Genomic DNA, 24,249 nt, shown 5'->3' with positions numbered 1-24,249 from the left:
TGATGGCATTACTTTCCGATGAGATGCTTTTTGAATCGTATTCTCAAGCGGTACGTTTGCAACTGGATGAAGAATTCATTGCATTGTTGCTCGCGGAAATGCAAAGACGCCGTTTTCGTCCGACCATCCCGCAGTATCATTAATCCTCATGATGCACATTACCCAATAGAGAGAATCCTGTTGTTCTATATGATATGCTGCCCGTCCTCGAATTTATGACCATTTACGTAAGAGAGGTTTTGGCAGGATGCACAATAGAACACATGCAGGCAGACTCCGTTATTGTCTTCTTCTGTTGAGGCGATATTCGATAAAACAGGAGATGGTACTGACGGCAACTCTTGATAAGGTTCATACGGTCCAGTGTAGTCATCTCGTTTGCCGCAATCGACGGCCGGGTTCAAGCAGTTAGGGCATAAACATTCCGGACTGATCAAGCCGTTGCACAGTGGACAAACATTAAACAAGGGTACCTACCTCCACACATAGATATATGGAGTAGGATACCCTTACTTTATGCTTATTATGAGATAGTGAAAGCGTGAAGCTTTCTTGTCTTGTATATGTTCTTATGATTGGCTTGTATAGGCTTAGCGTTTCATATTACTGCTGTGTCCTGGCGAGAGCTTAGCTGTCGGGTCAATGTACACTTTTGCATTGTTAATGGCAGTAGGTGCTTCACCAAAGCCGACCGCGATCAACTTTAATTTACCCGGATAAGTGGTAACATCTCCTGCCGCGAAAATACCTGCGACATTCGTTTCCATACGTGAATCGACCACGATTGAACCGCCTTCGATATGTATTCCCCATTCTGAGATAGGTCCTAATGAAGATACAAATCCAAAATTGACGATAACCGCATCAACTTCAATATCAGTCGTTTCTTTTGTTTTTACATCACTAATCGTCACTCGCTCAATGCGTTCTTCTCCATGCAACTGCACGATTTCTTTAGGCGTAACTACATTAACTTTGGAGTTCATCAATTGCTCAACACTATGCTCATGGGCACGGAATTTGTCTCGACGATGAATAAGAGTAACTTGTTCAGCGATCGGCTCCAACATAAGTGACCAGTCTACAGCTGAATCACCGCCACCACTAATGAGAACCTTCTGTCCCTTGAACTTTTGCAAGTCACTGACGAAATAATAAAGGTTTGTCTTCTCAAATGCGGCTGCTTCAGGCAAGTCAAGTCTACGTGGTTCGAAAGCACCGATACCAGCTGTAATGATTACAGCACGCGCATAGTGTATTTCCTTATCTGTCTTGACTTCGAATAAACGTTCATCGAGTTTGTTTACATGAAGCACTTTCTCTTCAAGACGTACATCAGGATTAAAGTGATCCATTTGTTCCTTGAGGCTATCTACTAATTGTTGAGCAGTAACCTGTGGGAAGCCGGCAACGTCATAAATATATTTTTCCGGATATAATGCAGCAAGCTGTCCGCCAAGTTGAGGCATACTTTCGATAATTCGTACTGATGCTTGCCTCATTCCACCGTAGAAAGCTGCAAACATACCTGCAGGCCCGCCGCCGATGATAATGATGTCTGTTATATCTTGATGCGTAGATGTTGTCGTCAAATTGCACACCTCCAAAATAGTGGGTGACCCTAAATATGGATACACATTGGTTAAGATATAAATATGTATTTATTATAATCCTATCGTTTTAATTATCAAATGTTACATTTACATAATATGCAGGGACACCCTCAAATAAAAACCTTCAACAAAGCAAAAGCTATTTCATGACACCGTATTCAAATAAAAAATGGGTTACAATTTATTAATAAACCTTCATTTAAAGCGCTTACAAAGATGTGGGGGATCATTTTTTTCTTGTATTTTCAGTAGAAAATCGTTATGATTGCAGTTAGATTTGCAATTTTCACGAATGATGAAAATTGTATGTACTACCCCAATATATCGTATCGGGATCGTTCGGTGTTGTATGTGATCGATGTAATACTGTAAGCCTGACATATTACAGGACCATGAGTTTTTATAGTCGTTTATGTGGTGTTTTTCACACATTAATATATCGGGCAAATGATGCAGCAACAGAGATGCTCAGCCGAATCGACATGGAAGGAGACGAGACAATAATGAGCCATATTCCTAAGGTTGTTATTTTAGGTGCGGGTTACGGTGGTCTTATGGCCGCTAAGCGTCTGCAAAAAGAATTGAATTATAATGAGGCTGATGTAACACTCGTCAGCAAACATGAGTATCACTACTTCACAACTCATCTCCACATGCCAGCTGCTGGTACGGACAAGCTGGAGAACTCCTATGTAGAAATTACAAAGTTGATTGATGAATTCAAAATTGATTTCGTTAAGTCTACTGTTCAAGAAATTCGTCCTGAAGAGAAGAAGGTTATTCTTGAAGATGGTGCTTTGTCTTATGACTACTTGGTTATCGGTCTTGGCGGCGAGCCAGAAACGTTTGGCATTCCAGGATTGGCTGAGCATGCAATGACTATCCGCAGCATCAACTCTGTTAAAGCAATTCGTGAGCATATCGAAGAGCAATTCAAATTGTTCAAACAAGATCAAACTCGCGTTGATCGTTTGACGTTTGTTGTCGGCGGTGCAGGCTTCACAGGTATCGAGTTCGTTGGTGAGCTAGCTGATCGTATTCCAGAGCTTTGCCGTGAGCATAACATCGACCGTTCCTTGGTTAAAATATACAACATTGAAGCAGCTCCAACAGCTCTTCCAGGTTTCGACCCTAAATTGGTTGAGTATGCGATGAAAGTGCTTCAAGACAAAGGTGTAACGTTCAAAATCGCTACTGCGATTAAAGAGTGCACACCAGAAGGCGTTCTTTTGGCTACTGAAGAAGAGATCAAATCTGCGACTGTTGTATGGACAGGTGGCGTACGCGGTAACCGTTTGATCGAGCAAGCTGGCTTCGAAGCAATGCGCGGCCGTGTTAAGGTAGATGAGCATTTGCGTGCTCCAGGACATGAAAATGTATACATTATCGGAGACAACTCTTTGATGATCAACACAGCTATCGACCGTCCTTATCCGCCAACAGCTCAAATGGCGATGCAGCAAGGCCCTGTTGTAGCAAGTAATATCGTTGCTTCCATTCGTAAGCAACCACTTAAGACGTTCACGTACCATAACAAAGGTACAGTGGCATCTTTGGGTAAAGGTCAAGCGATTGGTGTTGTTGGCAATACGAAGCTTACAGGCTTCTTGGCAGCACAGTTGAAAAAAGTAATCGATATTCGCTGGTTGTTCATCATCGGTGGTATTTCCTTGGCGCTTCGCAAAGGGAAGTTCTTCTAAGCGATGAGACACTGCAGCGTGCAAGTTCGAGGATTGTTGACGCGCGATGAGCTGGATCGCTACAACGCGCTTATGGAAGTTGGCTCTTTTCTAGAGTCGCAGAACCGGCATGATCTGGCTTATACGGTGCAGAAGGAAGTTGATCTGCTCATTCAGCCAGGCATTGAACGACTGAAAGAAAAAAGTCGTGAACGGGATAGAATGACCGAGCAATATTTGGCATCCATGGATGAACAAGATGACGACGATGATAATTAAGTGAAATGTACCGCCCTAGGATAACTTATCTTAGGGCGGTTTTTGCTTGGCACGGCACTTCCGTTTGCAGCATACTTAAACCTAACAAAAAAGCCCCTTTATCTGATTTAGATTAAGGGGCTTTCGTATGCGTAAAGATATTATTTCAACATATCTTTAAGGTGGTCAGGTGTTAGTCGGTTACCAACATAGAAGGAACCGAACTCGCCAAAGCGAGCACTAACTTCATCGAAGCGCATTTCGTATACAAGCTTCTTGAAATGAAGCGGGTCATCACTGAACAACGTTACGCCCCATTCCCAATCGTCCAAGCCGACGGAACCGGTAATTATCTGTTTTACTTTGCCTGCATAACCGCGTCCAATCATACTGTGGCTGCGCATCATACCGCGTCTTTCTTCAACGGATAACATGTACCAGTTATCTTCCAGGTCACGCTTCTTATTCATCGGATAGAAGCAAATATGCTTCGCCTGTGGAAGGATCGGCTTCAGACGTGCAAGCACTTCTGGGTTTTCCATCGGATCTTCTGTTGATCCTGGCTTCGTCATGTAGTTGCTGAGCTCCACGATACTTACATAGGAATAAGTAGGAATGGTAAAGCGAGCAAATGCAGATTTGTTCAATTCAGTCTCTAGTGCGTTAAGTTCTTCCAACGTTTCACGCAGGTGGAAAATAACAAAATCCGCTTTTTGACCAACAATGCTATACACGACTGTACTGCCTTGATTGTCGTTCTCTGTTTGCTTCCACTGCTCCCATAACGTTTGCAACTCATCTAATGCATGAGCGCGCTCTTCCTCGTCAGCTTTATTCCATAGCGCCCAGTTCATCGTGCGGAAGTCATGCAGGGCGTACCAACCTTCAAGTGTTTTTGTTGCTTCACTCATTATGTAAGCCACCATCCTTTATTATGAGAATTGTCTATATATAGTGTTGATTACGTTTCCAAACATTATCCACATTGTAGCTTATCTAAGTAGGCGCGGCAATGTACCTGTGAGAAATGTCACCGAATGTTCGTTGATTTTTCAAGGAAGGAAAAGTAAAATGAATCGCGAAATAGGTAAATGTTGAGAAATGTCGATCTAGATATGGGTTGTACATTTATTCTCAGCGATCGGATTCAAGATTCAATGATTCGCAGCAGAGGGGGCGTAACGAAGTGGAGTGGTTAATGTACATTGTATTATTGGTACTGCTATTTGTTATGATGTTTGGAATCGGTTTTATTTTAAATATGCTTATGAAAACAACCTGGTTCCCGATGGTACTTTATGTGATTCTAGTCATTCCGTTAGCGATGTGGTATTTGTGGGATAGTTCCTTGACGTTTGTAGGGAATGTGACGAACTATAACATTGTTGATATCTTAGTCGCTATCTCAGGGCTGTTTGGGGCGTATATTAGCGGAAAAACAATTGGATATTTGCGAGCGGGCGGATATAAAATGTTTTAGTTGTGTTAATCCCGAATAAAAGTTAGGCGAGTTTAGAAAGAATATCATAGGGACCATCTGCGGGTTGACGGCTTCTAGCAACTTTTATATACTGGTGACAACAGTGGTTGGTATTATTTATGTATCATCACTGTATAAGACGAAGGAAAGGGTAAGGTACGCCGGACGATGGATAATAACTAATTTCCGATCAGTTAATAACTGCATTTTTGGAATCACATATCGATTCTTTAATGATAGTTCTGAGGGGATTAGTCTGTCTATTTACATCGACTCGTACGACTCTTGATGATGATACTTTGGCGCTGTACATGTATGTACAGTTATGCCATGCGATTGCGTAATTGTATTACATTCACTCTGCACGCTTTTTATATGTTACGTGCGGGAGTGTGAAGTGCATGATTACGTATTGCAGAAGTGTCGTACATCCTGCCTATTCGTCTTGCAGGTGATGTAACTATCGCATAGCTATCCTCTCTAGGACATCCTAGGGAGGTTTTTTTATGACAACAACTATGTTACTTGAAATAGATGCACTTCAGGTCTATTACGGAGACCGACTTATTGCGCATATCCCAGATGCAGTGCGTATGTATCGAGGGGAATGCATTGGTTTAATTGGCGAAAATGGAGCAGGTAAAACCTCGCTAATGCGAGTGTTGGCAGGGCAGCTAGAAGCTGACGCGGGTCATGTACGATGTCGCGGTACGATTGAGGTCGTTAGTCAATGGGATGAACGCAGTCAAATGGAGCAGCCATCAGCAGAAATTCAAACGTTAAGTGGCGGCGAGTGGACGAAGAGACGTATTGCAGCGGCCTTGGCGACAGAAGCGGATATATTGATGCTGGATGAGCCAACGAGTCATCTGGATGTTCAATCGATTCGTGAGTTAGAGCAGCAAATACGTGCGTATGATGGACTCATTATCGTTATTTCACACGATAGGACGTTTTTGAATGAAGTGTGTACGAGAATTTGGGAGCTGGAAGATCAGAAGCTTCATATATACAGTGGCGAGCGACCGGGTGCGTATAAGCAATACCGAGAAGAGAAAGAGCGAATGAACAAGGAAATGTGGCGGGCTTATCATAATCGAGAAGCAGAGCGAGACCGGCTTCAAGAGATGATTGGCGAGAAGAAGAGCAGTGCCAGTAAAGCAAGTAGACCTAAAAAGGGTTTGACGAGTAAAGAAATGCGTCTTGCTCGACCTCACTTTAATCGCAAGCAAGCGAAGCAGGAAAAGACGGTCAAAGCGATGGAGCAGCGCCTTAACAAATTGGTATCTTTACCAAGGCCATATGAAGAAGAGAAGCTTGTATTCGATGTGAACTACCATAATCCTATACGAAGCAAGACACTGCTGGAAGGGGAGAATTTACAGCTAAGGCTGCCTTCTGTTCTCTCTTCAGATTCGGTATCATCAGACTTAGATTTCGATCCTGCAGGTTCTCAAAAGCATGGTATGGATACTGCGACCTGTATTGGTAGAGTATTGTTGTCGCAACTATCTTTTCGCATCCGACCGGGCATGAAAGTAGCGATTACAGGAAACAACGGATCAGGTAAATCAACGTTACTGCATACGCTGCTGCGTGCTTATGAACAAGCTTGTCACGATGGAGAATGGAAGCGAGCAGTTGAACCCAATGATCAGGGAGTTTATGCGGCGGGGCAATGGCGACTATCTCCCCGTATGCAGGTAGGGTATTTTGATCAACGTGTAGATCAATTGGATAAAAGTAAGCACGCTGTGGAACAGGTGCGAGCAACGACTTCTTATTCAGAATCGATTGTCCGAATTGCGCTCGCAAGGCTGCATCTGTCTGGGCGTTTGGCCTTGCAGCCTGTAGGGACATTAAGCGGTGGGGAAAGAGTGAAAGTGCAGCTTATTAAGCTTCTCCTAAGTGGCTGCAACGTACTCATTCTTGATGAGCCGACAAACTATCTGGACATTCAAGCTCGTGAACAACTGGAGCGGGTGTTGAAAGATTACCCTGGCACCGTACTGTTCGTTTCTCATGACCGTGCATTCGTATCGGCGGTAGCTACACATGAGCTTCGTGTTGATTACACAGCACCTTATTTTAAAGCAATGGACGAAGTGAACAGGAGCGAGAGCGATGTTACTTGGTCTGCCACGGAACCAAACGCGCAATCCAGTGGAGTTGTAAATAGTAAAGAGCAAAATGTAACGACTTATGAGGAGCGCATGAGGTTTGAGTTGGAATGGAATCGGGTGTTGTCAGCCTTATCACTTCCTCAATCGGATGCGGCCAAAGCCGAACTGGAGCAGCAGTACAGTCAGCTTCTGGTGCAGCGGAGAAAGATGAACTTGTAAGAAATGAACGATAACAAGCAGGTTGTAGGAACGATAGGAGAAATGATAGTTCGGCTAGTCGTATGTATCGCTGCTTGTTGCTGTCCCCGGTTCTTGCTATGATGACGATAAATGATTCCTAATAACAGGAGAACTTGGAGGGAAATACGATGTTTATTATTCAAGGCAGTGCTCGTGAACAAGGGAATACGGAGCAATTGACGGAGCTTCTTACAGAAGGAGTGGTTGCGACTACTATCCGATTGCGCGAATATGAAATTGAGCAAATTGATGATAAACGCCACGCGTCTGAAGGGTTTGCACCTGTAGAGGGCGAGCTGCGTACCATTGTAGAGCAGATGCTGGAACATGATACGCTTGTATTCGCTACACCGCTGTATTGGTACGGGATGTCTGGATTGATGAAAGTGTTCATTGATCGTTGGTCGCAATGTTTACGCGATGATCAGCTTCAATTCAAGGAGCGGATGAAGGGCAAAAAAGTGTACCTTGTTGTCGTAGGTGGACCAAGTGCGAAAATGACAGGATTACCGTTCGTACAGCAGTTCCGTCATATTTGCGAGTTTATGGGAATGTCGTTTGAAGGATGGATTATCGGGCGCGGCTCTAAGCCTGGTGATGTATTGGAAGATAAGCAAACCATTGCGGAAGTTCAGCAGTTAAATTTACAATTTCGTCAACTGCAAAGCTAATTAGACAGCAGTAGACAACAATAGTGTCCATTCGTCTGTTACCACCATTTTGTCAGACGAATGGGCTTTTTTTATGTTACAATAGTTGCACTAGAGAAATGATTACGGAGGAGAGGTGTACTGCCAATGCGAATGAACAATCTACATCACTTTACAGAGCATCATCGTTATGTTGCTTATCGGGAATTCAGTCTTAGTCAGCTCGATCAACGTATGCTCTCACAAGTGTATCAGCCGATAATAGGGGCATTTGCTATTGGTTTGTATCACTTCTTGTATCAGCATATCGCCGCGGATAAGGTCGGATTCTCTGCGATGGATTCGCAACGCAAGCTGTTCTTGCTGCTAGGAATTGAGCCTAGTGAAAAGGGAAGAGCTTATTTTATTGAACAGACAACAAAGCTGGAGGCAGTTGGGTTGCTGCAAACATCACGACTTATGTTTCAGGACTCTGAAGATTACATGTTCGAATATGCGCTGCAGTCCCCGTTGTCACCTGATGAATTTTTCAGCACTCAGCATTTAACGCTGCTGCTTCGTGACAAGGTTGGGAAGTATACGGTGTTGTCTTTACGAGAACAATTTATTACGGACGAGCCATTTGCACAGCTTCAAGCAGATGCGCACCGTGAAAATATATCAGTGCCTTTCTATGAGATGTTCCGCTTGAATACGCATGTAATTGATTATGAATTGGAACAGGCTTTGCATGAAGTAACGCCGAGCCGAAGAGGTGCAGCTGCACAAGATTCTGCACAAGAAGAACCCGTACTGAATTACGCAGATATTATTACACGCTTTCCGAAATATTCGTATAATCGTCCTTATGTGGAGAAGCTGCGCTTGGATCGTGAAGGGATGGGTATTCTAGATTATATCGCCCGCAAGTTCGAGCTTACTCCTGTAGAGATTTGTCGTTTACTTGATGAAGACGGTGTGTTTAATACGGAAGGACGTCTAGTCCTTGATGAGCTTCAGCACCGCGCCCATTTGCAATTCCGTCAGACGAAGCGGCGTGGAGAATGGCGTGAGCGCGAGCAGCAGAAGATAGAACAAGTGCAGAAGGATCAGAAGGCTCAACGTTCAGCTTCTCATGAGATGCATTCTCCAGATCGAGCAGCTGCTCAAATCCAAGAGGAAGTCGCTGTTGAGATGGAGTTCTATGTAGAAGTAGCACCACAATGTAAGGATAAGTGCGATGTTCATCAATACAATATGATGTTGCGCAATGCTCCTTATACGAAGTTGTTGGAGAAGTATTTCCCTGGGGCTGTGCCAGATTCATTCCTAGATATGTTTACGAAGATTGACTTGAACTACAAGTTGCCAGACGAAGTGATTAATGTCCTTATTCATTATATTATGATGCTGACTGCACAAGAAGGAACACAGCGCATTAGTGGTGCTTTCGTTGAGCGTATTGCGTCCAATATGCTTGTCAAACAAGTTCAGACGTATGAACAAGCGGTTCAATATATTCGAACGCAAGCATCCGTAACGACGGACTCGGCTAATCGTACAGGACAAGCTGGATCGAAGCCGCGTGCGGCAGGTGGAAGAGGCAGCAACTCACGCTATGCGAAGCAGCAGCGTCCAGCAATTCCTATCGTACAGCCTTCCACGGAATCCGTTGCTTGGTCCCAATCGGATCGAGAGCGAGCGCTGGAGTTGGCTCGTCGATTGGATGAAGGAAAATAGTTGATGCTACATTAGCATAAGGTGCTATGCTGCTAGGCTTCGCGAGCAGCGTGCAACTTTGCTGTTGAGAACGTAGAGGTGAACAATATGGAATCACTAGGTAGTGTGTTGAAGAAACTACCGCTTTCGCATCGACGTCAGCAAGCAGAAGCGAAGATTGAAGAGCTGCTGCAGCACCCGGTAGTTCAGGAATGGTGGAAGCAGCATCCTGATATTGACCAGCGTACGATGAGAATGAACATTAATAAGCTGTATCAATATGTAAAGGAGCATGACGGCTGTAGTAATTGTCCGAGTTTAGGGGAATGTCGCAATGATATGCCAGGGCATTTCACGAAGCTGTCTGCTACTACATTGAATGGGCGGGTTATTATTGATGACCGCAAAGTACCATGCCAAAGACAAGCAGCCCACGATATCCAACAGGCTGTACGCAAGCGTGTCCGTTCCTTCTTTGTCGATGAAACAGCATTGAAGCAGGGGTATTCAGCTGCAGAGATGATAACGATCGATTATGAGCGTGGACCTGCTGTTCAACAGGTGATGGACTACGTCATGCAAGCGAAAGAGCATGGACTAACATCACGAGGCTTGTATTTGTCAGGTTCTTTCGGTACGGGAAAAACGTTCTTGATGGGATATATGCTGCATAAGTTGGCGCAGGAGAATCATTCAGGCGTTATCGTCTATATGCCAGACTTCGTGGAAGATTTGAAGTCCATGTTCCAAGAACCACAAAGACTTCGTGAAACGATCGAAATGATGAAAGAGACGGATTTACTCGTCTTTGACGATATTGGTGCGGAAAATATGACGCCATGGGTACGTGACCATGTGCTCGGCTCGATATTGAACTATCGAATGAACAATAAGCCGACGTTCTTTACCTCGAATTATGATTTTGATGCTTTGCTGAGACATTTCAGCTATACGCGTGAAGGTGAAGATGTTCATAAGGCAGAGCGGTTAATGGATCGCATTAGACCGTATGTTGATGTTGTACAAGTTAGTGGTCGGAACAAGCGTGGTGGCAGCGGAAGCAACTCAGATAACTCAAATCCTAACCATTATATCTGAAGAGGAACGTTACGGGACTGCCTAGGCGTGGGGTGCTAATCAAGACAGTGATTTGTATCTACCGTTCGCGGGTATATGTGTATAATGGAAGCCAAGTGAAGTTTGTACCAGTACACATGAGCTGGACATGATGGAGCATAATAGGATATAGACAACAAAGAAGTCCGTGCTGATCGAGTAGATAGCCGGACTTCTTGCGTACTTAGGTAAGTTCTGAGGTAAATGAATGTTCAAGGTAGATCAGGATAACGTCGAATGAAGGTTAAGATATGATGAGCTTAACAATGACCATACCAAAAAAGACAACTGTCATAATGCCAAACATAACACCGAAGCCCATAAATGTATCTGAGAAGTCATTACGTGGTTCTTCATTCACATGCGCACGAGGATCTACTGTACTCGCTTTCATCGACGTTCCTCCTATCTGTATAGTTCAGCTGCTGTGACATAGGTCATGATCTGAACAGGTATTTTAATCCAATTATTTTTTAGTATAGCGAACACACTAGGAGCTGTAAAGTTTAACCTTGTCAACTTTGTGACAATTTATGAACAAATCAACATCTATATTGCGCATAACTTTTCGAGTTGTGGTATACTTTACATGTATAAGGTGATAATCTGTTATTTACTATAAAGGAGGAAGTTACTTATGGCTATCGTAAACGTATCTGATCAGTCTTTTTCAGCAGACGTAGAAAATAAGCAAGGTGTAGTACTACTTGATTTCTGGGCTCCTTGGTGTGGTCCTTGCAAAATGCTTGCTCCTATTCTTGAAGAGCTTGATGCAGAAGTAAGTGACAGCGCAGTTGTTGCTAAAATTAACGTGGATGAGAACCCTGAATCTGCATCCCGTTTTGGCGTAATGAGCATCCCGACTATTATCGTCTTCAAAGACGGTCAACCTGTTGATAAAGTAGTTGGTCTTAACTCCAAAGATGCACTTAAAGGCCTTATCGACAAGCACAAATAAGAGCTAATTTGCAGGAATAGCCCCTTAATTTCGCAATCGTTGCGGATTGAGGGGTTATTTTTTATATTTTCTTACCCAAATATTTCGAGTATAAGGGATTTTGTTTGTGTTGGCCTATCGTTTAAAATAGAGAAGAGAACTGTGTGCTGGAATGCTGTTTTACGAAATGGAGAGGAGGCAACGGATTGAGTCAGCAACATTCGAATGACCAAGCTGCTAAAGAAGACAAGTCCGCAGCTAACTGGCGATCAGAGCGCTGGAAGGAACGTTGGAACGATCGCTATGCCCCTTCAGAAGAACAGGCTTTAACAGCTGAGGATATAGCGGAGCGGGAGCAAGCATTGGGGCGGATTCATAACAAGTTAGCTTTGCTGCCGGATTTGCCGGGTTGTTATTTGATGAAAAACAATGATGGAACGATCATATATGTCGGAAAAGCCAAAGTATTGAAAAATCGAGTTCGTTCCTACTTTTCGGGAAGTCATGATGGCAAGACTCAGCGTCTCGTATCGGAAATACGGGATTTTGAATATATCGTCACGGGAAGCAATATGGAAGCTCTTATTTTGGAGTGTAATTTAATTAAGAAGCATCATCCGCGTTACAATGTATTGCTGAAGGATGACAAGAGCTTCCCATATATTAAAATTACGAATGAACGCCATCCAAGGCTGGAAGTGACAAGGCGTGTGCTGAAGGACAAGGCGAAATATTTTGGCCCTTATCCGAATGCCTATGCGGCACACCAAACGAAAAAGCTGCTTGATCGTTTGTATCCCTTGCGAAAGTGCAGCGGCACAGAGGGTAGAGCGTGCTTGTACTACCACATTGGTCAATGCATAGGGCCTTGCGCCCGTGAGGTATCGCCGGAAGAGTATGAAGCGGTGACATTGAAGATTAATCAATTTTTAAGCGGCGGGCAAGAAGAAGTGCGGAAAGAATTGCAGCGTAAGATGAGTGAGGCTGCAGAAGAGCTGAACTTCGAACGTGCCAAGGAGTATCGTGATCAACTGCAAGCGATTGAGGCGATTAATGAGAAGCAGACGATCAATACAGCGGATTTAAAAGATCGAGACGTATTCGGATTTGCTATCGACAAAGGCTGGATGTGTGTGCAAATTCTTTATATTCGCCAAGGTAAAATGGTAGAGCGACACACCACTACGTTTCCGTTTTATGGGGATGCCTATGGTGACTTTATGTCGTTCATTACGCAGTACTACAGCGATAATCCAGCGCTACCGAAGGAAATTTTACTGCCGCAAGCAAACAGCAGTGAGTGGTCTGTGGAGGAGGAAACAGAGCAATCACCTACTCCTCGAATTGTAGATCCTCATGCGAAAGCTCTCGCACGGCCTTTATTCTGGTCTGAGGAGCAGCTATTGGCTGCGGATGAAGAAGATGAAGGACTCGATGCGGATGCTGTTGTGAATGATACAGCGAGTGTTGATGCTTCAACTGCTGGTGATAGTGATGAGCAGATGTCGAGTGCAGAAGCGCTTCAACAATGGTTAAACATAAAAGTGCGTCTACCGCAGCGCGGTTTGAAGAAGCAGATGGTACGGATGGCTATCGATAATGCTCGTGTCACGCTGGAAGAGAAATTTAAACTGCTGGAGCGTGATGAAGAGCGCACGTCCCGTGCAGCGGAGCGCCTAGGTGAAGCGTTGGGTATCGGTAATGCGCAGCGTATTGAGGCATTCGATAACTCCAATATTCAAGGTGCGAGTCCTGTATCTGCCATGGTGTGCTTTATCGATGGCAAGCCAGCTAAGAAAGAGTATCGCAAATTCAAGGTGCGCACGGTGGAAGGACCTGATGATTACGAAACGATGCGTGAGGTTATCCGCCGTCGCTATGAGCGTGTTTTGAAGGATGGCTTGGAACTGCCCGATCTTATTATCGTGGATGGCGGTAAAGGACAAATGTCAGTTGCTTTGGACGTATTGGAAAATGAGCTTGGACTGGACGTACCTGTATGCGGTTTGGTCAAAGACGAGAAGCATAAGACAGCGCAGCTGCTGACAGGCTTCCCTCCAGTTCCCGTATCGCTTGCGCGAGATAGTCAGGAGTTTTACTTGCTGCATCGTATCCAAGAAGAAGTTCACCGCTTTGCGATTACATTCCACCGTGAAAGCCGAGCAAAGTCGATGGTGACATCCACTTTGGATTCGATTCCTGGTATAGGGGAGAAGCGCCGTAAAATGCTGCTGAAGCATTTCGGATCATTGAAGAAAATTCGCGAAGCTTCCGTAGAAGAGTTCCGTCAAGTTGGAATAGGCGATAAATTAGCTCGTACGATTTTGTCATCGTTACGTGAGGAGCAAGCAGAGGTTGAACAGGTGACAGAGCATGTTTCAGAGTCTGAGCAATTTGAAGAGTAAAATTATCGAGTTTATCTCTTAATTCGATATCATTCCGATTGTTCTGAGAGTACTGATGATGCTGTTGTTCAATCTAGTATTCCGTCCACAAAAATAGGCTCCCTCCAGTTCGACATTCTGTCTGCTGTAGGGAGCTTGTTTGTTGTTGCTTACGATGATGGAGGGGGTTGCGGATAAGCTATTTGTGCTGTTTGCTTCCGATTGCTGTGCAAGTAACGAAGCCCATAGACAACAACGAGCGGGAGTAGGATATAGGCGGCGCCAATCAGGACATCTGTCCAATCGGTGCCGAATAAGAATCCGATGGCCATTAGTACCGTATCAAACATTAAATGTGCCACTACGGCAGTCCAGAAGCCATGCTTCAGCATCATCCATACAAACAACATCCCGATAATCATTAACTCTACGGGTCTGGAATAGAACGGATAGATTGGGTACATGACATGTCCAGCTGCCCACACAAACGTTGGTATAAGGCTTGCAATCCAGACGTTTCGAATAAAACGATGGAATAGACCGATTGCGAATAAACGGAAAAATCCTTCCTCCGATATGGCAGCAACCCATGCTAGTAGCGGAAACAATATAGGTGCATGAAGATTAATCGGTGAGTTAAGCGCTTCTGTAGACACCCACGTATCTAGCCCTTTTTCCATGATGCTAAAAATAAGGGTTTGTGCTCCTAGCAGTATCCCGGTCCAACCAATTCCCCTCCAAAAGGCTTGGACAAGATGCTCGCCAAAGTTCTCATCGCTCCAACTAGGCATAATGTTGTTATACTTTGTTTGCCGCCACATCCAGCGCCCTGCTACAAGAGAGAAATAAAGGGCCAATCCGGCTTGTATAAGTGTAATAACAGCTTGGATAATAATAGCTGTTTGCAAGTTCTTTTCTGGTAATAGTTGATGTTCAGATACCATAAAGTAGCCTTCTGTCATGTTCCAGACGTGAACAAGCGAAATGGAACAAGACATAACGGTTAGTAAAATTAATGTTCGCGAGCGGAACGCAATTGGCTTACGGTAAAGGATCGTAATAATGATAGAAGCTATGGAAAGCAGCAATGACATTCCCACGTATACAACGTTGTGTATGCGTTCTGCGCTAGCTTGCTGTTGTGCGATTAAGGTGCTGTAGGACGATGGAATTTCCCAGCTAGGTAGCATCTGTAGCAAGGAGTGATCATTCCATTCCAAGTGAAGCTCCAGTCTGGCCTCACCTACAGCAGCACGAGGCACTTCATAATAAACAGAGCCTCCATCTTCCGATGCTAGTGGCACTCGCTTCACATGCTCTGTTGACCAGCCGAATAGACGCAATACTTGATCGGACTGTTTCCATGGATCATTTGGTTCGGTTCGATTGTCCCGAGCTGGTGGGTTGCCATTGGATTCCGTTTGAAAGCCTACGACTTGCCCTGTTTTCATATGTATATCTATTTTCGTTAACCGTTCATAAGGGAAAGAGGATAGTAACGGATCTTGATTTTCCTGCTCAAGAACAAGAACACGATACACGTCATAAGGGGCCTTCTTCTCCCAAGAACGATAGGTGTTTTCTGTGCCTGAGTGGCTAATATAACCTGATAGCTCATCATTGGTGTGGTAATAGGCCTCGATTCGTTTTGTCGTCGACAATTTTGTAGGGGGCTGGATAAAGGCCGCTATTTCGGGCTGAAGCAAAAAATTCTCTGCTCGTTGTATGGCTTGCTGCTCTGAAATACTTTTTTCTGCCGCTTCATCACTTTTTACACTCGGCAAAATAATTTGGAATAATACAAAGCTTATAAAACCGAGTACGGATAGAGCAATCCATACTGCTGATCGTTTACGCGTCTTGGAGTGGTGAGAATAGTCAGCTGGTGAAATGGACAATTTCAATCCTCCTTATTAACGAAATGATTATGGTTACTATTACATAGTACGCAGCACGACTTGCCTGTATCGTCTTCCTTGTTTCCAACCAGATTAGCCGATTAGAAATAGCTACGTCAAGCAAACGCGCGCGCGGATGAACCACGGAGAGAAAACAAGGTTTTGTAAGCGCTTAATGATGGCGTTTTCCGCTGATTTACTAGGTTTTTGCACAATTGGTGACTTTGTGTGTGTGACATGAAAGATATATAATCTCGTTATGAGCGATATAGAGCCGAGTTTCATCATTGATGAAAGCGGGGGACCCGATTAGTAGGGGTGAATTTTGCGAAACGATTGCTATGGTCGTAGCGTGAATAGGGCAGCCTGGACGTGCCCGAATCCGTCAGCTAACCTCGTAGGCGAATGACGTCAGGATTCCGCAAGCATTGGGGTATCCCGTGCTTTTTTTGTGATGTTTTTTACATTAAAGAGGTGATTCTCATGAGAGATCCCAACAAAAAACGACGTTGGCGGCTAACGCCTCCGAGAGTGCTTGTATGCGGGTTTGCTTTTATTATTTTACTGGGCGCGTTCTTGCTTATGCTTCCTATATCGAATGCAGATGGCAAAACATTGAGCTTTATTGACGCGCTATTCACAGCGACTTCAGCCGCGTGTGTAACCGGTCTTGTCGTAGTGGATACAGGTACTCATTTTACAATGTTTGGCCAGATCGTACTATTGACGCTCATTCAAATAGGCGGTCTTGGTTTTATGACGATGGCTACGATGTTCGCAATTGCGTTTCGGAAAAAAATATCGCTGCGTGAGCGCCTTATTCTTCAAGAAGCGATGAATCAGGGCTCCATGGAAGGGATTGTCCGATTAATACGCAAAGTCATTGGATATGCGCTCGTCATAGAGGGTGTAGCCGCATTATTGTTCTTTGTTCGGTTTTCTTATGACATGCCAATTGGACAAGCTATTTATTATGGTATTTTCCATGCGATTTCCCTGTTTAACAATGCGGGCTTTGATTTGTTCGGACCGATTACTGGACCGTTCTCGAGCTTGACCAGCTATGTGGGTGATCCGATCGTTAACTTGGTGGCGATGTTTTTAATCATATCCGGGGGTATCGGATTTATCGTACTATCTGAATTGTATGATTATCGACGTACTCGTAGACTGTCTTTGCACAGTAAAGTCGTGTTGTCGACGACAGGTTTTCTAATTGTGATTGGTGCTATCGTCATTTTCATTTTTGAATTCACTAATACGAAGACAATAGCCAATATGCCTTTGATGGATAAAATTTGGGCTTCCTTTTTTCAGTCAGTTACACCTCGTACAGCAGGGGCTAACAGCTTAAATATCCCTGATATGCGACAGGCGTCTCAGTTCTTTATCGTCATCTTAATGTTTATTGGTGCATCTCCAGGTTCCACTGGGGGTGGTATTAAAACGACGACTTTCTCGATTCTAATCGGTGCTGTACTGGCTATGATTCGGGGCAAAGAAGATATCGTCATGTTCAAATACCGCCTTGCTAAAGATCGTATTTTCAAAGCAGTTACGCTGACCTTGCTTGCATTGGGGCTTGTATTGACCGTATCGATGATTTTGTCGACGACAGAAGATCAGCAGTTTCTTCCGATCTTATTTGAAGCGACATCAGCCTTTGGTACGGTAGGCTTGTCTATGGGGGTAACACCAGAGTTGTCCACGTTCGGTAAGGTGCTCATCAGTCTGACGATGTTTGCCGGGCGATTAGGGCCGCTTACGTTGGCGTATGCATTAGGGCCGAAGTCGGAACGTGAATTATACCGACATCCAGAAGGCAAAATAACGATAGGCTAAATGAAAAAGTGGGTAATCGTATTTAATACGACCAATATAGATGTTTATAGCTTAGAATTTATAACTTAGAAAAGACTTAAAGAAGCTTTAATGGATGAGGGGAAATTATACACTATGGAAGTTCAACAATTTGCTGTTATCGGAATGGGACGCTTCGGCTCTAGCTTAGCTCGTGAATTAATGGAGCTGGGTCATCAAGTGCTCGGCATTGATAAAAGTGAAGAGGCAATTGAAGAAGTTGCTGATGATATTACCCATGCGGTTGTTGCTGATGCAACCGATGAAGAAGTGCTGCGTTCACTAGGGATTCGCAACTTCGACTGCGTCATTATCGGTATTGGGGATAACATTCAGACGAGTATTTTAGTAAGTATTCAAGTCAAGGAGCTGGGAGTGAAAAAGGTTGTCTGCAAGGCACTGTCTGAGCTTCATGGCAGGGTGCTTGGGCGACTAGGTGTGGATCGTATTGTTTATCCAGAGCGTGATATGGGGATTCGTATGGCACATCATCTGGTTTCACCCAACTTGGTTGATTATATAGAGCTGTCTAAAGATTACACGATAGCAGAATTGAGTGTGCCACAATGCTTGGACGGTGTAAGTCTCAAGACGCTTGATTCGCGAGGACGTTTCGGTTGCAGTATTGTTGCTTTGAACAAGCCGAACGGTGATGTTATTATTGCTCCGACAGCAGATGATGTGTTGGCTACGAATGATGTGATGGTTATGATTGGTAAAAACCAGCAAATCGAGGAATTTGAAGAAGATATGATGCATTAATTACCTTTAAGGTAGAAATGTGTGAGCATATGAAATGAGAGGAGAACTGCTTCTTACATGAAGCAGTTCTTTTTTAGTGAGTATAATTGTATATAAGTTAAATTTTACGTATTCAATAGGTAGATAGACTTGATGCTGTCTAACAGCAATAGATCCATTTATATTTTAGGAAGAAGCTAAATCGTCCATATTCCATGATTCTGAGCGATGAGCAGCCTCTGATATAAAGAGTCGGAGTGCTTCACCTAACGGTGCTTGCTCAGCGTAGACGAGTGACGTAATACGCTCTGTATGTTCGAGTTCCTCCATATCTACTGCAATTAAGTTGTTGTCCTCTAGTGATGCTCTCCGCAAATAAGACTTAGGCAGTAAAGCTACAGCTTGAGTCGTGGACAACAATCGAATAATCGCTTCAAATGAGTCAATTTCCATACGTATGTCCGGCATAACTCGATGTTTACGGAATAGGTCATCAATTAACTTACGGTACCAAGTTCCATGGGAGAACAGAACCATTGGGAGTGCATGTAGGTGGGCCATTTTCCATTGCTCTAATAGAGCCATTTCGTGTGTGCGCGGGACGACAAGCATCAGATGGTCAGACAGCAGTGGTATCGATACGAGTCCTTGCTCTTTAATAGCATCTGCCACTAAACCAAAGTCTACTTGTTTCTCTCTTACATACGAAATGATTTCGTGGGTTTTGCCGGTGATGGCCTTTAATTGGGCATCAGGACATTGCTGCATAAACACTTCGACAAATAGAGGCAGTGTTGTTTGGAGTGTCGTGAGACTTGCCCCGATCGTTACCGTAGATAGTCCTTCTGATTTATAGGCAGCGATCGATTTCATGAAGTTTAGCTGTCTACTGCGGATGTCGAGTGCGAATTCATAGGTCATTTGGCCGACCTTCGTCAGCTCTAGTCGTTTGCCTTGTCGATTGAAGAGCTGTACATCTAGTTCTTGCTCCAATCTTCCGATCTGGCGGGAAAGCGCGGGCTGCGAAATATTGAGCCGTTTAGCTGCTTGGTTCAAGCTGGTGTGGTCTACGACTGTGGCAAATGTCTCTAGTAAATCTAACATGAACCGTATCCTCCTGTGATCAATGATCTTGTCTCTATATTTGAAAAAACAGTAGGTTTCCTTCTTCAGTCATATCCTTATGCATATAGGTTATTAAAATTATAAAAACATTGCAATTCCATTATAAGTGTTTAAGGAGTATGATGGAAGTGTCACAAGTTGTTCACAAGTATAAAAAAGCGGTAAGCGCTTGCAGAAAAGTGGTCTATTTGTCGAAAAAACGGGTAATAGGGGAGACAGAGGGTTGTGACAAATTATTGACGCTTTCGACAGCGACTAGTAAAATGAGGATGCCAATCTACCAAAAACTACATGCACGCAACGGAAAGGGGAAACGACAGAGAATGAAACGAGGTTATTTTTACTCTCGAAAGTTACACTCGTTACTAGGAGTTATACCATTGGGCTTCTTTATGATTACGCACATGGTTTCTAACTTCTCTGCATTCGAAGGCGGACTTGATTCTTTTCAGGACAAAGTAGCACTCATTAACGGGTTGCCGTTAGTGCTTGTCTTAGAAATATTCGGAATCTGGCTGCCGCTCTTATACCATGGGGTGTACGGATTGTACATTGCTTATACAGCTCGTAACAACGTAGGCAATTTCAATTACGGCCGTAACTTTGCATTTTTAATGCAGCGTATAACCGGAGTTATTACATTTATCTTCGTAACTTGGCATGTTTTCGAAACACGTGTCCAAATTGCACTTGGCAATCTTCGTTCTGAAGATCTTGGAACCCATATGAACAGCATTTTTGCGAATCCGTTCATGTTGGCGTTCTATGTTATCGGTGCAGTTGCAGCGTCGTATCACTTCGCGAACGGCTTGTGGGCATTTTTCGTAAGCTGGGGCATCACTGTAGGCCCTCGCTCGCAAAAAGTATTCGCAAAAATTTGCATGGGCTTATTTGTAATTATGTCTGTGATGTTCGTGTTGGCGATCGTTGGCATGCGTAAAGAAGAGTTCGAAGCGGCAAGCGCGATCCTCGCGTCTGCTAAATCGGTTATTGGTTAAGGGAGGAGCAACTCGCGATGGCTAAACAGAATATTATCGTCGTAGGCGGCGGTCTAGCTGGCTTGATGGCGACCGTTAAAGCAGCAGAGGCAGGCGTGCATGTTGATCTGTTCTCTTTGGTACCTGTTAAACGTTCTCACTCTGTATGCGCACAAGGCGGCATTAATGGAGCTGTAAATACAAAAGGTGAAGGGGACTCCCCGTGGGAGCACTTCGATGATTCTATATATGGTGGAGACTTCTTAGCGAATCAACCACCAGTTAAAGCAATGTGTGACGCGGCACCTGGCATTATTCACTTAATGGACCGTATGGGCGTTATGTTTAACCGTACGCCAGAAGGATTGCTAGATTTCCGTCGCTTCGGTGGTACGAAGCACCACCGTACGGCATTTGCAGGTGCAACAACAGGACAGCAGTTGTTGTATGCATTGGATGAACAAGCTCGTCGTTGGGAAGCTGCAGGGCTAGTATCTAAGTACGAGCATCATGAGTTTTTATCCGCTGTTATTGATGACGATGGCGTATGTCGTGGTATTTCGGTACAAGATCTGCACACAATGGAGACGCTTACTTTTAGGGCGGACGCGGTTATTCTTGCTACAGGTGGCCCTGGTATTATCTTCGGTAAGACGACGAACTCTGTTATTAATACAGGGACAGCAGCAGCAGCTGTATACCAACAAGGTGTTAAGTACGCCAATGGTGAGTTCATTCAAATTCACCCAACGGCAATTCCAGGAGACGATAAGCTTCGTCTTATGTCAGAGTCTGCTCGTGGTGAAGGCGGTCGTATTTGGACGTATAAAGACGGTAAGCCTTGGTACTTCCTTGAAGAGAAGTATCCAGCATACGGAAATCTTGTTCCGCGTGATATCGCGACTCGTGAAATTTTCCATGTGTGCGTTGACATGAAGCTAGGCATCAACGGCGAGAACATGGTCTATTTGGACTTGTCCCATAAAGATCCGAAGGAACTGGATGTTAAGCTCGGTGGTATTATCGAAATTTACGAGAAGTTCATGGGTGACGATCCTCGTAAAATTCCGATGAAGATCTTCCCTGGCGTTCACTATTCGATGGGTGGTATGTGGGTAGATTATAACCAAATGACGAACATTCCAGGTTTGTTCGCTGCTGGTGAGTGTGAGTACCAATATCATGGTGCTAACCGTCTTGGTGCCAATTCCTTGCTGTCCGCGATCTACGGAGGTATGGTAGCAGGACCTAAGGCAGTAGAATATGTACGCGGCTTGTCCAAGTCTGCTGAAGATATTTCTTCGACTGTATTTGATCGCGAGAAGAACAAGCAATCCGACAAATACGAAAGTCTCCTCAAAATGGACGGCAACGAAAATGCATATGTGCTTCATAAAGAGCTTGGCGAGTGGATGACGAACAATATGACGGTTGTTCGTTACAACGATAAATTGCAAGAAACGATTAACAAGATTAAAGAGTTGAAAAGCCGTTATGCGAACATCAACATCCATGATACGGCTCGCTGGAATAACCCAGGCGTGGCGTTTACTCGCCAGTTGTGGAACATGCTTGAGCTTGGAGAAGCGATGACGTTAAGCGCGTTGCTTCGTGATGAGAGCCGTGGCGCTCACTACAAGCCGGACTTCCCGGAACGTGATGATGACCGCTTCCTCAAATCTTCGATTGCTTCATGGACAGCGGATGGTCCTGTAATTAGCTATGAAGAAGTAGACACATCCTTGTTGAAGCCACGTAAACGTGACTATTCGACGGACAAGAAGAAAGGGGAATAACGATGGCCGAATCGATGACCGCTGCAAAAAAAGTTAAGTTTGTTGTGACGCGCCAAGATGATCCGGATGCGAAGTCATATACGGAAGAGTTCGAAATTCCTTACCGTCCGAATATGAACGTCATTAGTGCGCTCATGGAGATTCAACGTAATCCTGTTAATAACTCAGGCAAAGGCACTGCACCCGTTTGTTGGGAATCCAACTGCTTGGAAGAAGTATGCGGTGCTTGCTCGATGGTTATTAACGGCAAGCCTCGACAGGCATGTACAGCGCTTGTCGATAAGCTAGAGCAGCCAATTAGACTTGAACCAATGCGTACGTTCCCAGTTGTGCGTGACTTGGTTATTGATCGCAAGCGCATGTTCAACGCTTTGAAGAAAGTTAAAGCGTGGATTCCGATCGATGGAACATACGATTTGGGACCTGGTCCACGTATGGCTGAGCCAAAGCGTCAATGGGCGTATGAATTGTCTAAATGTATGACATGCGGTGTATGCTTGGAAGCTTGTCCGAACGTGAATGACAAGACGAGCTTCATCGGTCCAGCTCCAATCTCCCAAGTTCGTTTGTTCAATGCTCATCCAACAGGTGAAATGAACAAAGATGAGCGTTTGGAGACATTGTTGGATGATGGTGGTATTGAGGGCTGTGGTAACTCACAGAACTGTGTGCGTGCATGTCCGAAGGGCATTCCACTTACAACATCCATTGCAGAGATGAACCGAGATACAACCAAGCTTATGTTTAAGAACTGGTTCAAAGTATAATCATATATGGAGCACTCCCTTGCGATTACCTTTTTAATACGCAAGGGAGTGTATTTTTTATAGAAATGTGACGATTGGTAGCAGGGATTTTAGATATTTTGTCAAATATATTGAACAAAGCGAAGAATGTATTAAAGCGGTTACAAAATTTTCTTGAGATCGTAACTTTTTACCTCACAGTAAGTAAAACATTGTATACTACATATTAAAGACATCCTCGTCTAAAAAGTAAAAGCGTGCTAACTTTATCCAAAAAAAGAAAAAAATGTGACTTTGGAGTTAACGATTAGAACGTTCCTACCGATATACAAATTATTCCGTGCAAAGATGACAGTGCTTACTAGTGTAAGGAAAGACATACAAATGAATCGGTACGCGCTCTTAATTGGGATTTGAGTTTGAATAACGGGGGGGCATCATTCATGATGGTTCAATGGTGCGAAAATGAGAAAGTCACATGGGGTTCTAATGGCTTGTATCGATGTATTAAGCCGTTAGTTGATGAATGGGATCCTCTAGGATTACTTGCTTTGGGCGCACCTGACGATGAGTATGACTGTTTAACATTATACTTGATGGAAAGATGTTTAGAAGATTGGAACCGCTCACAGCTTACACATGATTTATGTTCCTTTATTGAAGGTCATTTTGGAATAGGGCCATGTATGATGAAACGAGAGCGTGCACAACTATGGCATGAGCACATTGATCAGTTCTGTTATGTCCTATGTACCCATCGTGAAACACTTGAACTTGAAGTGCACAAGTTCATGGAGATTTGCAGAACGAAGGCTAACTAGATATATACATGCATGCAACTATACAAATATCGTATTTATCCTTATTTAAAGAAAAGAGTGTGTACACCTCCGACGTAACGGAAGGGTTCACACTCTTTTGCTTGCAG

The 24,249-nt window shown here is 44.1% G+C and carries 21 protein-coding genes and 1 riboswitch; of the genes, 16 read left to right on the top strand and 5 right to left on the bottom strand.

What is annotated here, in order from left to right; all coding sequences use genetic code 11:
* The first annotated feature begins 2 nt into the window (after positions 1-2).
* A complete protein-coding gene (gene sda / locus IFO66_RS12395) occupies positions 3-143 on the top strand; it encodes a sporulation histidine kinase inhibitor Sda (protein WP_192025528.1) in 141 nt (46 codons plus the stop codon).
* A gap of 447 nt (positions 144-590) precedes the next feature.
* Here the strand turns inward: sda and IFO66_RS12390 are convergent, their stop codons facing one another.
* Entirely contained in the window at positions 591-1,526 is a 936-nt protein-coding gene (locus IFO66_RS12390) for an NAD(P)/FAD-dependent oxidoreductase (protein WP_237684622.1), read from the bottom strand.
* Between the two features lie 590 nt (positions 1,527-2,116).
* Between IFO66_RS12390 and IFO66_RS12385 the strand changes: the two genes are divergently transcribed.
* Together IFO66_RS12385 and IFO66_RS12380 are read left to right on the top strand one after the other, a co-directional pair.
* A complete protein-coding gene (locus tag IFO66_RS12385; protein ID WP_192025452.1) occupies positions 2,117-3,313 on the top strand; it encodes an NAD(P)/FAD-dependent oxidoreductase in 1,197 nt (398 codons plus the stop codon).
* A 3-nt stretch (positions 3,314-3,316) separates the two neighbouring features.
* On the top strand, positions 3,317-3,571 hold the full coding sequence (locus tag IFO66_RS12380; protein WP_192025451.1) for a hypothetical protein: 255 nt from the start codon (positions 3,317-3,319) through the stop codon (positions 3,569-3,571).
* 140 nt (positions 3,572-3,711) lie between these two features.
* On the opposite strand, the gene hemQ is transcribed toward IFO66_RS12380, so the two are convergent.
* Positions 3,712-4,461 carry a hydrogen peroxide-dependent heme synthase gene (gene hemQ / locus IFO66_RS12375; RefSeq protein WP_028594070.1) on the bottom strand — a complete coding sequence of 250 codons (750 nt, stop codon included), beginning with the start codon at positions 4,459-4,461 and terminating at the stop codon, positions 3,712-3,714.
* Between the two features lie 287 nt (positions 4,462-4,748).
* Between hemQ and IFO66_RS12370 the strand changes: the two genes are divergently transcribed.
* The 5 genes from IFO66_RS12370 (at position 4,749) to dnaI (ending at position 10,839) form a co-directional block, all read left to right on the top strand.
* Positions 4,749-5,030, top strand: a complete 282-nt coding sequence (locus tag IFO66_RS12370; RefSeq protein WP_192025527.1) for a YuiB family protein — start codon at positions 4,749-4,751, stop codon at positions 5,028-5,030.
* A 506-nt stretch (positions 5,031-5,536) separates the two neighbouring features.
* Positions 5,537-7,372 (top strand): ABC-F family ATP-binding cassette domain-containing protein, encoded by a 1,836-nt coding sequence (locus tag IFO66_RS12365; RefSeq protein WP_192025450.1) that lies wholly within the window; start codon positions 5,537-5,539, stop codon positions 7,370-7,372.
* Between the two features lie 149 nt (positions 7,373-7,521).
* Positions 7,522-8,064 carry a flavodoxin family protein gene (locus tag IFO66_RS12360; RefSeq protein WP_192025449.1) on the top strand — a complete coding sequence of 181 codons (543 nt, stop codon included), beginning with the start codon at positions 7,522-7,524 and terminating at the stop codon, positions 8,062-8,064.
* 126 nt (positions 8,065-8,190) lie between these two features.
* Positions 8,191-9,762, top strand: a complete 1,572-nt coding sequence (locus IFO66_RS12355; protein WP_192025448.1) for a DnaD domain protein — start codon at positions 8,191-8,193, stop codon at positions 9,760-9,762.
* 87 nt (positions 9,763-9,849) lie between these two features.
* Entirely contained in the window at positions 9,850-10,839 is a 990-nt protein-coding gene (gene dnaI / locus IFO66_RS12350; RefSeq protein WP_192025447.1) for a primosomal protein DnaI, read from the top strand.
* 262 nt (positions 10,840-11,101) lie between these two features.
* Here dnaI and IFO66_RS12345 read toward each other — a convergent pair whose 3' ends face one another.
* The gene (locus IFO66_RS12345; protein ID WP_192025446.1) at positions 11,102-11,251 is read right to left on the bottom strand and encodes a YqzM family protein; all 150 of its coding nucleotides are present in this window, start codon (positions 11,249-11,251) and stop codon (positions 11,102-11,104) included.
* A gap of 243 nt (positions 11,252-11,494) precedes the next feature.
* Between IFO66_RS12345 and trxA the strand changes: the two genes are divergently transcribed.
* Positions 11,495-11,815 (top strand): thioredoxin, encoded by a 321-nt coding sequence (gene trxA / locus IFO66_RS12340; RefSeq protein WP_028594075.1) that lies wholly within the window; start codon positions 11,495-11,497, stop codon positions 11,813-11,815.
* Positions 11,816-12,213: 398 nt separating this feature from the next.
* Positions 12,214-14,199, top strand: coding sequence for an excinuclease ABC subunit UvrC (gene uvrC / locus IFO66_RS12335; RefSeq protein WP_237684621.1), 1,986 nt, complete (start codon positions 12,214-12,216; stop codon positions 14,197-14,199).
* Between the two features lie 149 nt (positions 14,200-14,348).
* Here the strand turns inward: uvrC and IFO66_RS12330 are convergent, their stop codons facing one another.
* Positions 14,349-16,076: a CPBP family intramembrane glutamic endopeptidase gene (locus tag IFO66_RS12330; protein WP_192025444.1), complete on the bottom strand. Its 1,728-nt coding sequence runs from the start codon at positions 16,074-16,076 to the stop codon at positions 14,349-14,351.
* A gap of 262 nt (positions 16,077-16,338) precedes the next feature.
* A riboswitch (cyclic di-AMP (ydaO/yuaA leader) is annotated at positions 16,339-16,496 on the top strand.
* Between the two features lie 63 nt (positions 16,497-16,559).
* Between IFO66_RS12330 and IFO66_RS12325 the strand changes: the two genes are divergently transcribed.
* Both IFO66_RS12325 and IFO66_RS12320 read left to right on the top strand, forming a co-directional pair.
* Entirely contained in the window at positions 16,560-17,918 is a 1,359-nt protein-coding gene (locus IFO66_RS12325) for a TrkH family potassium uptake protein (RefSeq protein ID WP_192025443.1), read from the top strand.
* 114 nt (positions 17,919-18,032) lie between these two features.
* Complete coding sequence (locus tag IFO66_RS12320) at positions 18,033-18,698, top strand: potassium channel family protein (protein ID WP_192025442.1); 666 nt, start codon at positions 18,033-18,035, stop codon at positions 18,696-18,698.
* Between the two features lie 165 nt (positions 18,699-18,863).
* Here IFO66_RS12320 and IFO66_RS12315 read toward each other — a convergent pair whose 3' ends face one another.
* Positions 18,864-19,781 (bottom strand): LysR family transcriptional regulator, encoded by a 918-nt coding sequence (locus tag IFO66_RS12315; RefSeq protein WP_192025441.1) that lies wholly within the window; start codon positions 19,779-19,781, stop codon positions 18,864-18,866.
* Positions 19,782-20,125: 344 nt separating this feature from the next.
* Between IFO66_RS12315 and IFO66_RS12310 the strand changes: the two genes are divergently transcribed.
* From IFO66_RS12310 to IFO66_RS12295, 4 genes are all read left to right on the top strand, one after another.
* Positions 20,126-20,800 carry a succinate dehydrogenase cytochrome b558 subunit gene (locus tag IFO66_RS12310; protein ID WP_192025440.1) on the top strand — a complete coding sequence of 225 codons (675 nt, stop codon included), beginning with the start codon at positions 20,126-20,128 and terminating at the stop codon, positions 20,798-20,800.
* 17 nt (positions 20,801-20,817) lie between these two features.
* Positions 20,818-22,575 (top strand): succinate dehydrogenase flavoprotein subunit, encoded by a 1,758-nt coding sequence (gene sdhA / locus IFO66_RS12305; protein WP_192025439.1) that lies wholly within the window; start codon positions 20,818-20,820, stop codon positions 22,573-22,575.
* A 2-nt stretch (positions 22,576-22,577) separates the two neighbouring features.
* Positions 22,578-23,342, top strand: coding sequence for a succinate dehydrogenase iron-sulfur subunit (sdhB, locus tag IFO66_RS12300; protein WP_192025438.1), 765 nt, complete (start codon positions 22,578-22,580; stop codon positions 23,340-23,342).
* Between the two features lie 422 nt (positions 23,343-23,764).
* A complete protein-coding gene (locus IFO66_RS12295) occupies positions 23,765-24,142 on the top strand; it encodes a hypothetical protein (protein WP_192025437.1) in 378 nt (125 codons plus the stop codon).
* Positions 24,143-24,249 lie beyond the last annotated feature (107 nt).

Origin of the sequence: Paenibacillus arenosi (assembly GCF_014841135.1) — a bacterium.
Taxonomy (GTDB): Bacteria; Bacillota; Bacilli; order Paenibacillales; family Paenibacillaceae; genus Paenibacillus_B; species Paenibacillus_B arenosi.
The sequence above is the reverse complement of the archived record's forward strand: the minus strand, read 5'-3'. Positions and strand labels throughout refer to the sequence as shown.

Coding starts and splice junctions, on each gene's coding strand:
- IFO66_RS12365 (WP_192025450.1), top strand. CDS start 5,537: ATGACAACAACTATGTTACTTGAAATAGATGCACTTCAGGTCTATTAC.
- sdhB (WP_192025438.1), top strand. CDS start 22,578: ATGGCCGAATCGATGACCGCTGCAAAAAAAGTTAAGTTTGTTGTGACG.
- IFO66_RS12315 (WP_192025441.1), bottom strand. CDS start 19,781: ATGTTAGATTTACTAGAGACATTTGCCACAGTCGTAGACCACACCAGC.
- IFO66_RS12345 (WP_192025446.1), bottom strand. CDS start 11,251: ATGAAAGCGAGTACAGTAGATCCTCGTGCGCATGTGAATGAAGAACCA.
- uvrC (WP_237684621.1), top strand. CDS start 12,214: ATGAAAAACAATGATGGAACGATCATATATGTCGGAAAAGCCAAAGTA.
- IFO66_RS12325 (WP_192025443.1), top strand. CDS start 16,560: ATGAGAGATCCCAACAAAAAACGACGTTGGCGGCTAACGCCTCCGAGA.
- IFO66_RS12390 (WP_237684622.1), bottom strand. CDS start 1,526: ATGTTTGCAGCTTTCTACGGTGGAATGAGGCAAGCATCAGTACGAATT.
- IFO66_RS12360 (WP_192025449.1), top strand. CDS start 7,522: ATGTTTATTATTCAAGGCAGTGCTCGTGAACAAGGGAATACGGAGCAA.
- dnaI (WP_192025447.1), top strand. CDS start 9,850: ATGGAATCACTAGGTAGTGTGTTGAAGAAACTACCGCTTTCGCATCGA.
- IFO66_RS12295 (WP_192025437.1), top strand. CDS start 23,765: ATGATGGTTCAATGGTGCGAAAATGAGAAAGTCACATGGGGTTCTAAT.
- hemQ (WP_028594070.1), bottom strand. CDS start 4,461: ATGAGTGAAGCAACAAAAACACTTGAAGGTTGGTACGCCCTGCATGAC.
- IFO66_RS12310 (WP_192025440.1), top strand. CDS start 20,126: ATGAAACGAGGTTATTTTTACTCTCGAAAGTTACACTCGTTACTAGGA.
- trxA (WP_028594075.1), top strand. CDS start 11,495: ATGGCTATCGTAAACGTATCTGATCAGTCTTTTTCAGCAGACGTAGAA.
- IFO66_RS12380 (WP_192025451.1), top strand. CDS start 3,317: ATGAGACACTGCAGCGTGCAAGTTCGAGGATTGTTGACGCGCGATGAG.
- sdhA (WP_192025439.1), top strand. CDS start 20,818: ATGGCTAAACAGAATATTATCGTCGTAGGCGGCGGTCTAGCTGGCTTG.
- IFO66_RS12385 (WP_192025452.1), top strand. CDS start 2,117: ATGAGCCATATTCCTAAGGTTGTTATTTTAGGTGCGGGTTACGGTGGT.
- sda (WP_192025528.1), top strand. CDS start 3: ATGGCATTACTTTCCGATGAGATGCTTTTTGAATCGTATTCTCAAGCG.
- IFO66_RS12355 (WP_192025448.1), top strand. CDS start 8,191: ATGCGAATGAACAATCTACATCACTTTACAGAGCATCATCGTTATGTT.
- IFO66_RS12320 (WP_192025442.1), top strand. CDS start 18,033: ATGGAAGTTCAACAATTTGCTGTTATCGGAATGGGACGCTTCGGCTCT.
- IFO66_RS12370 (WP_192025527.1), top strand. CDS start 4,749: ATGTACATTGTATTATTGGTACTGCTATTTGTTATGATGTTTGGAATC.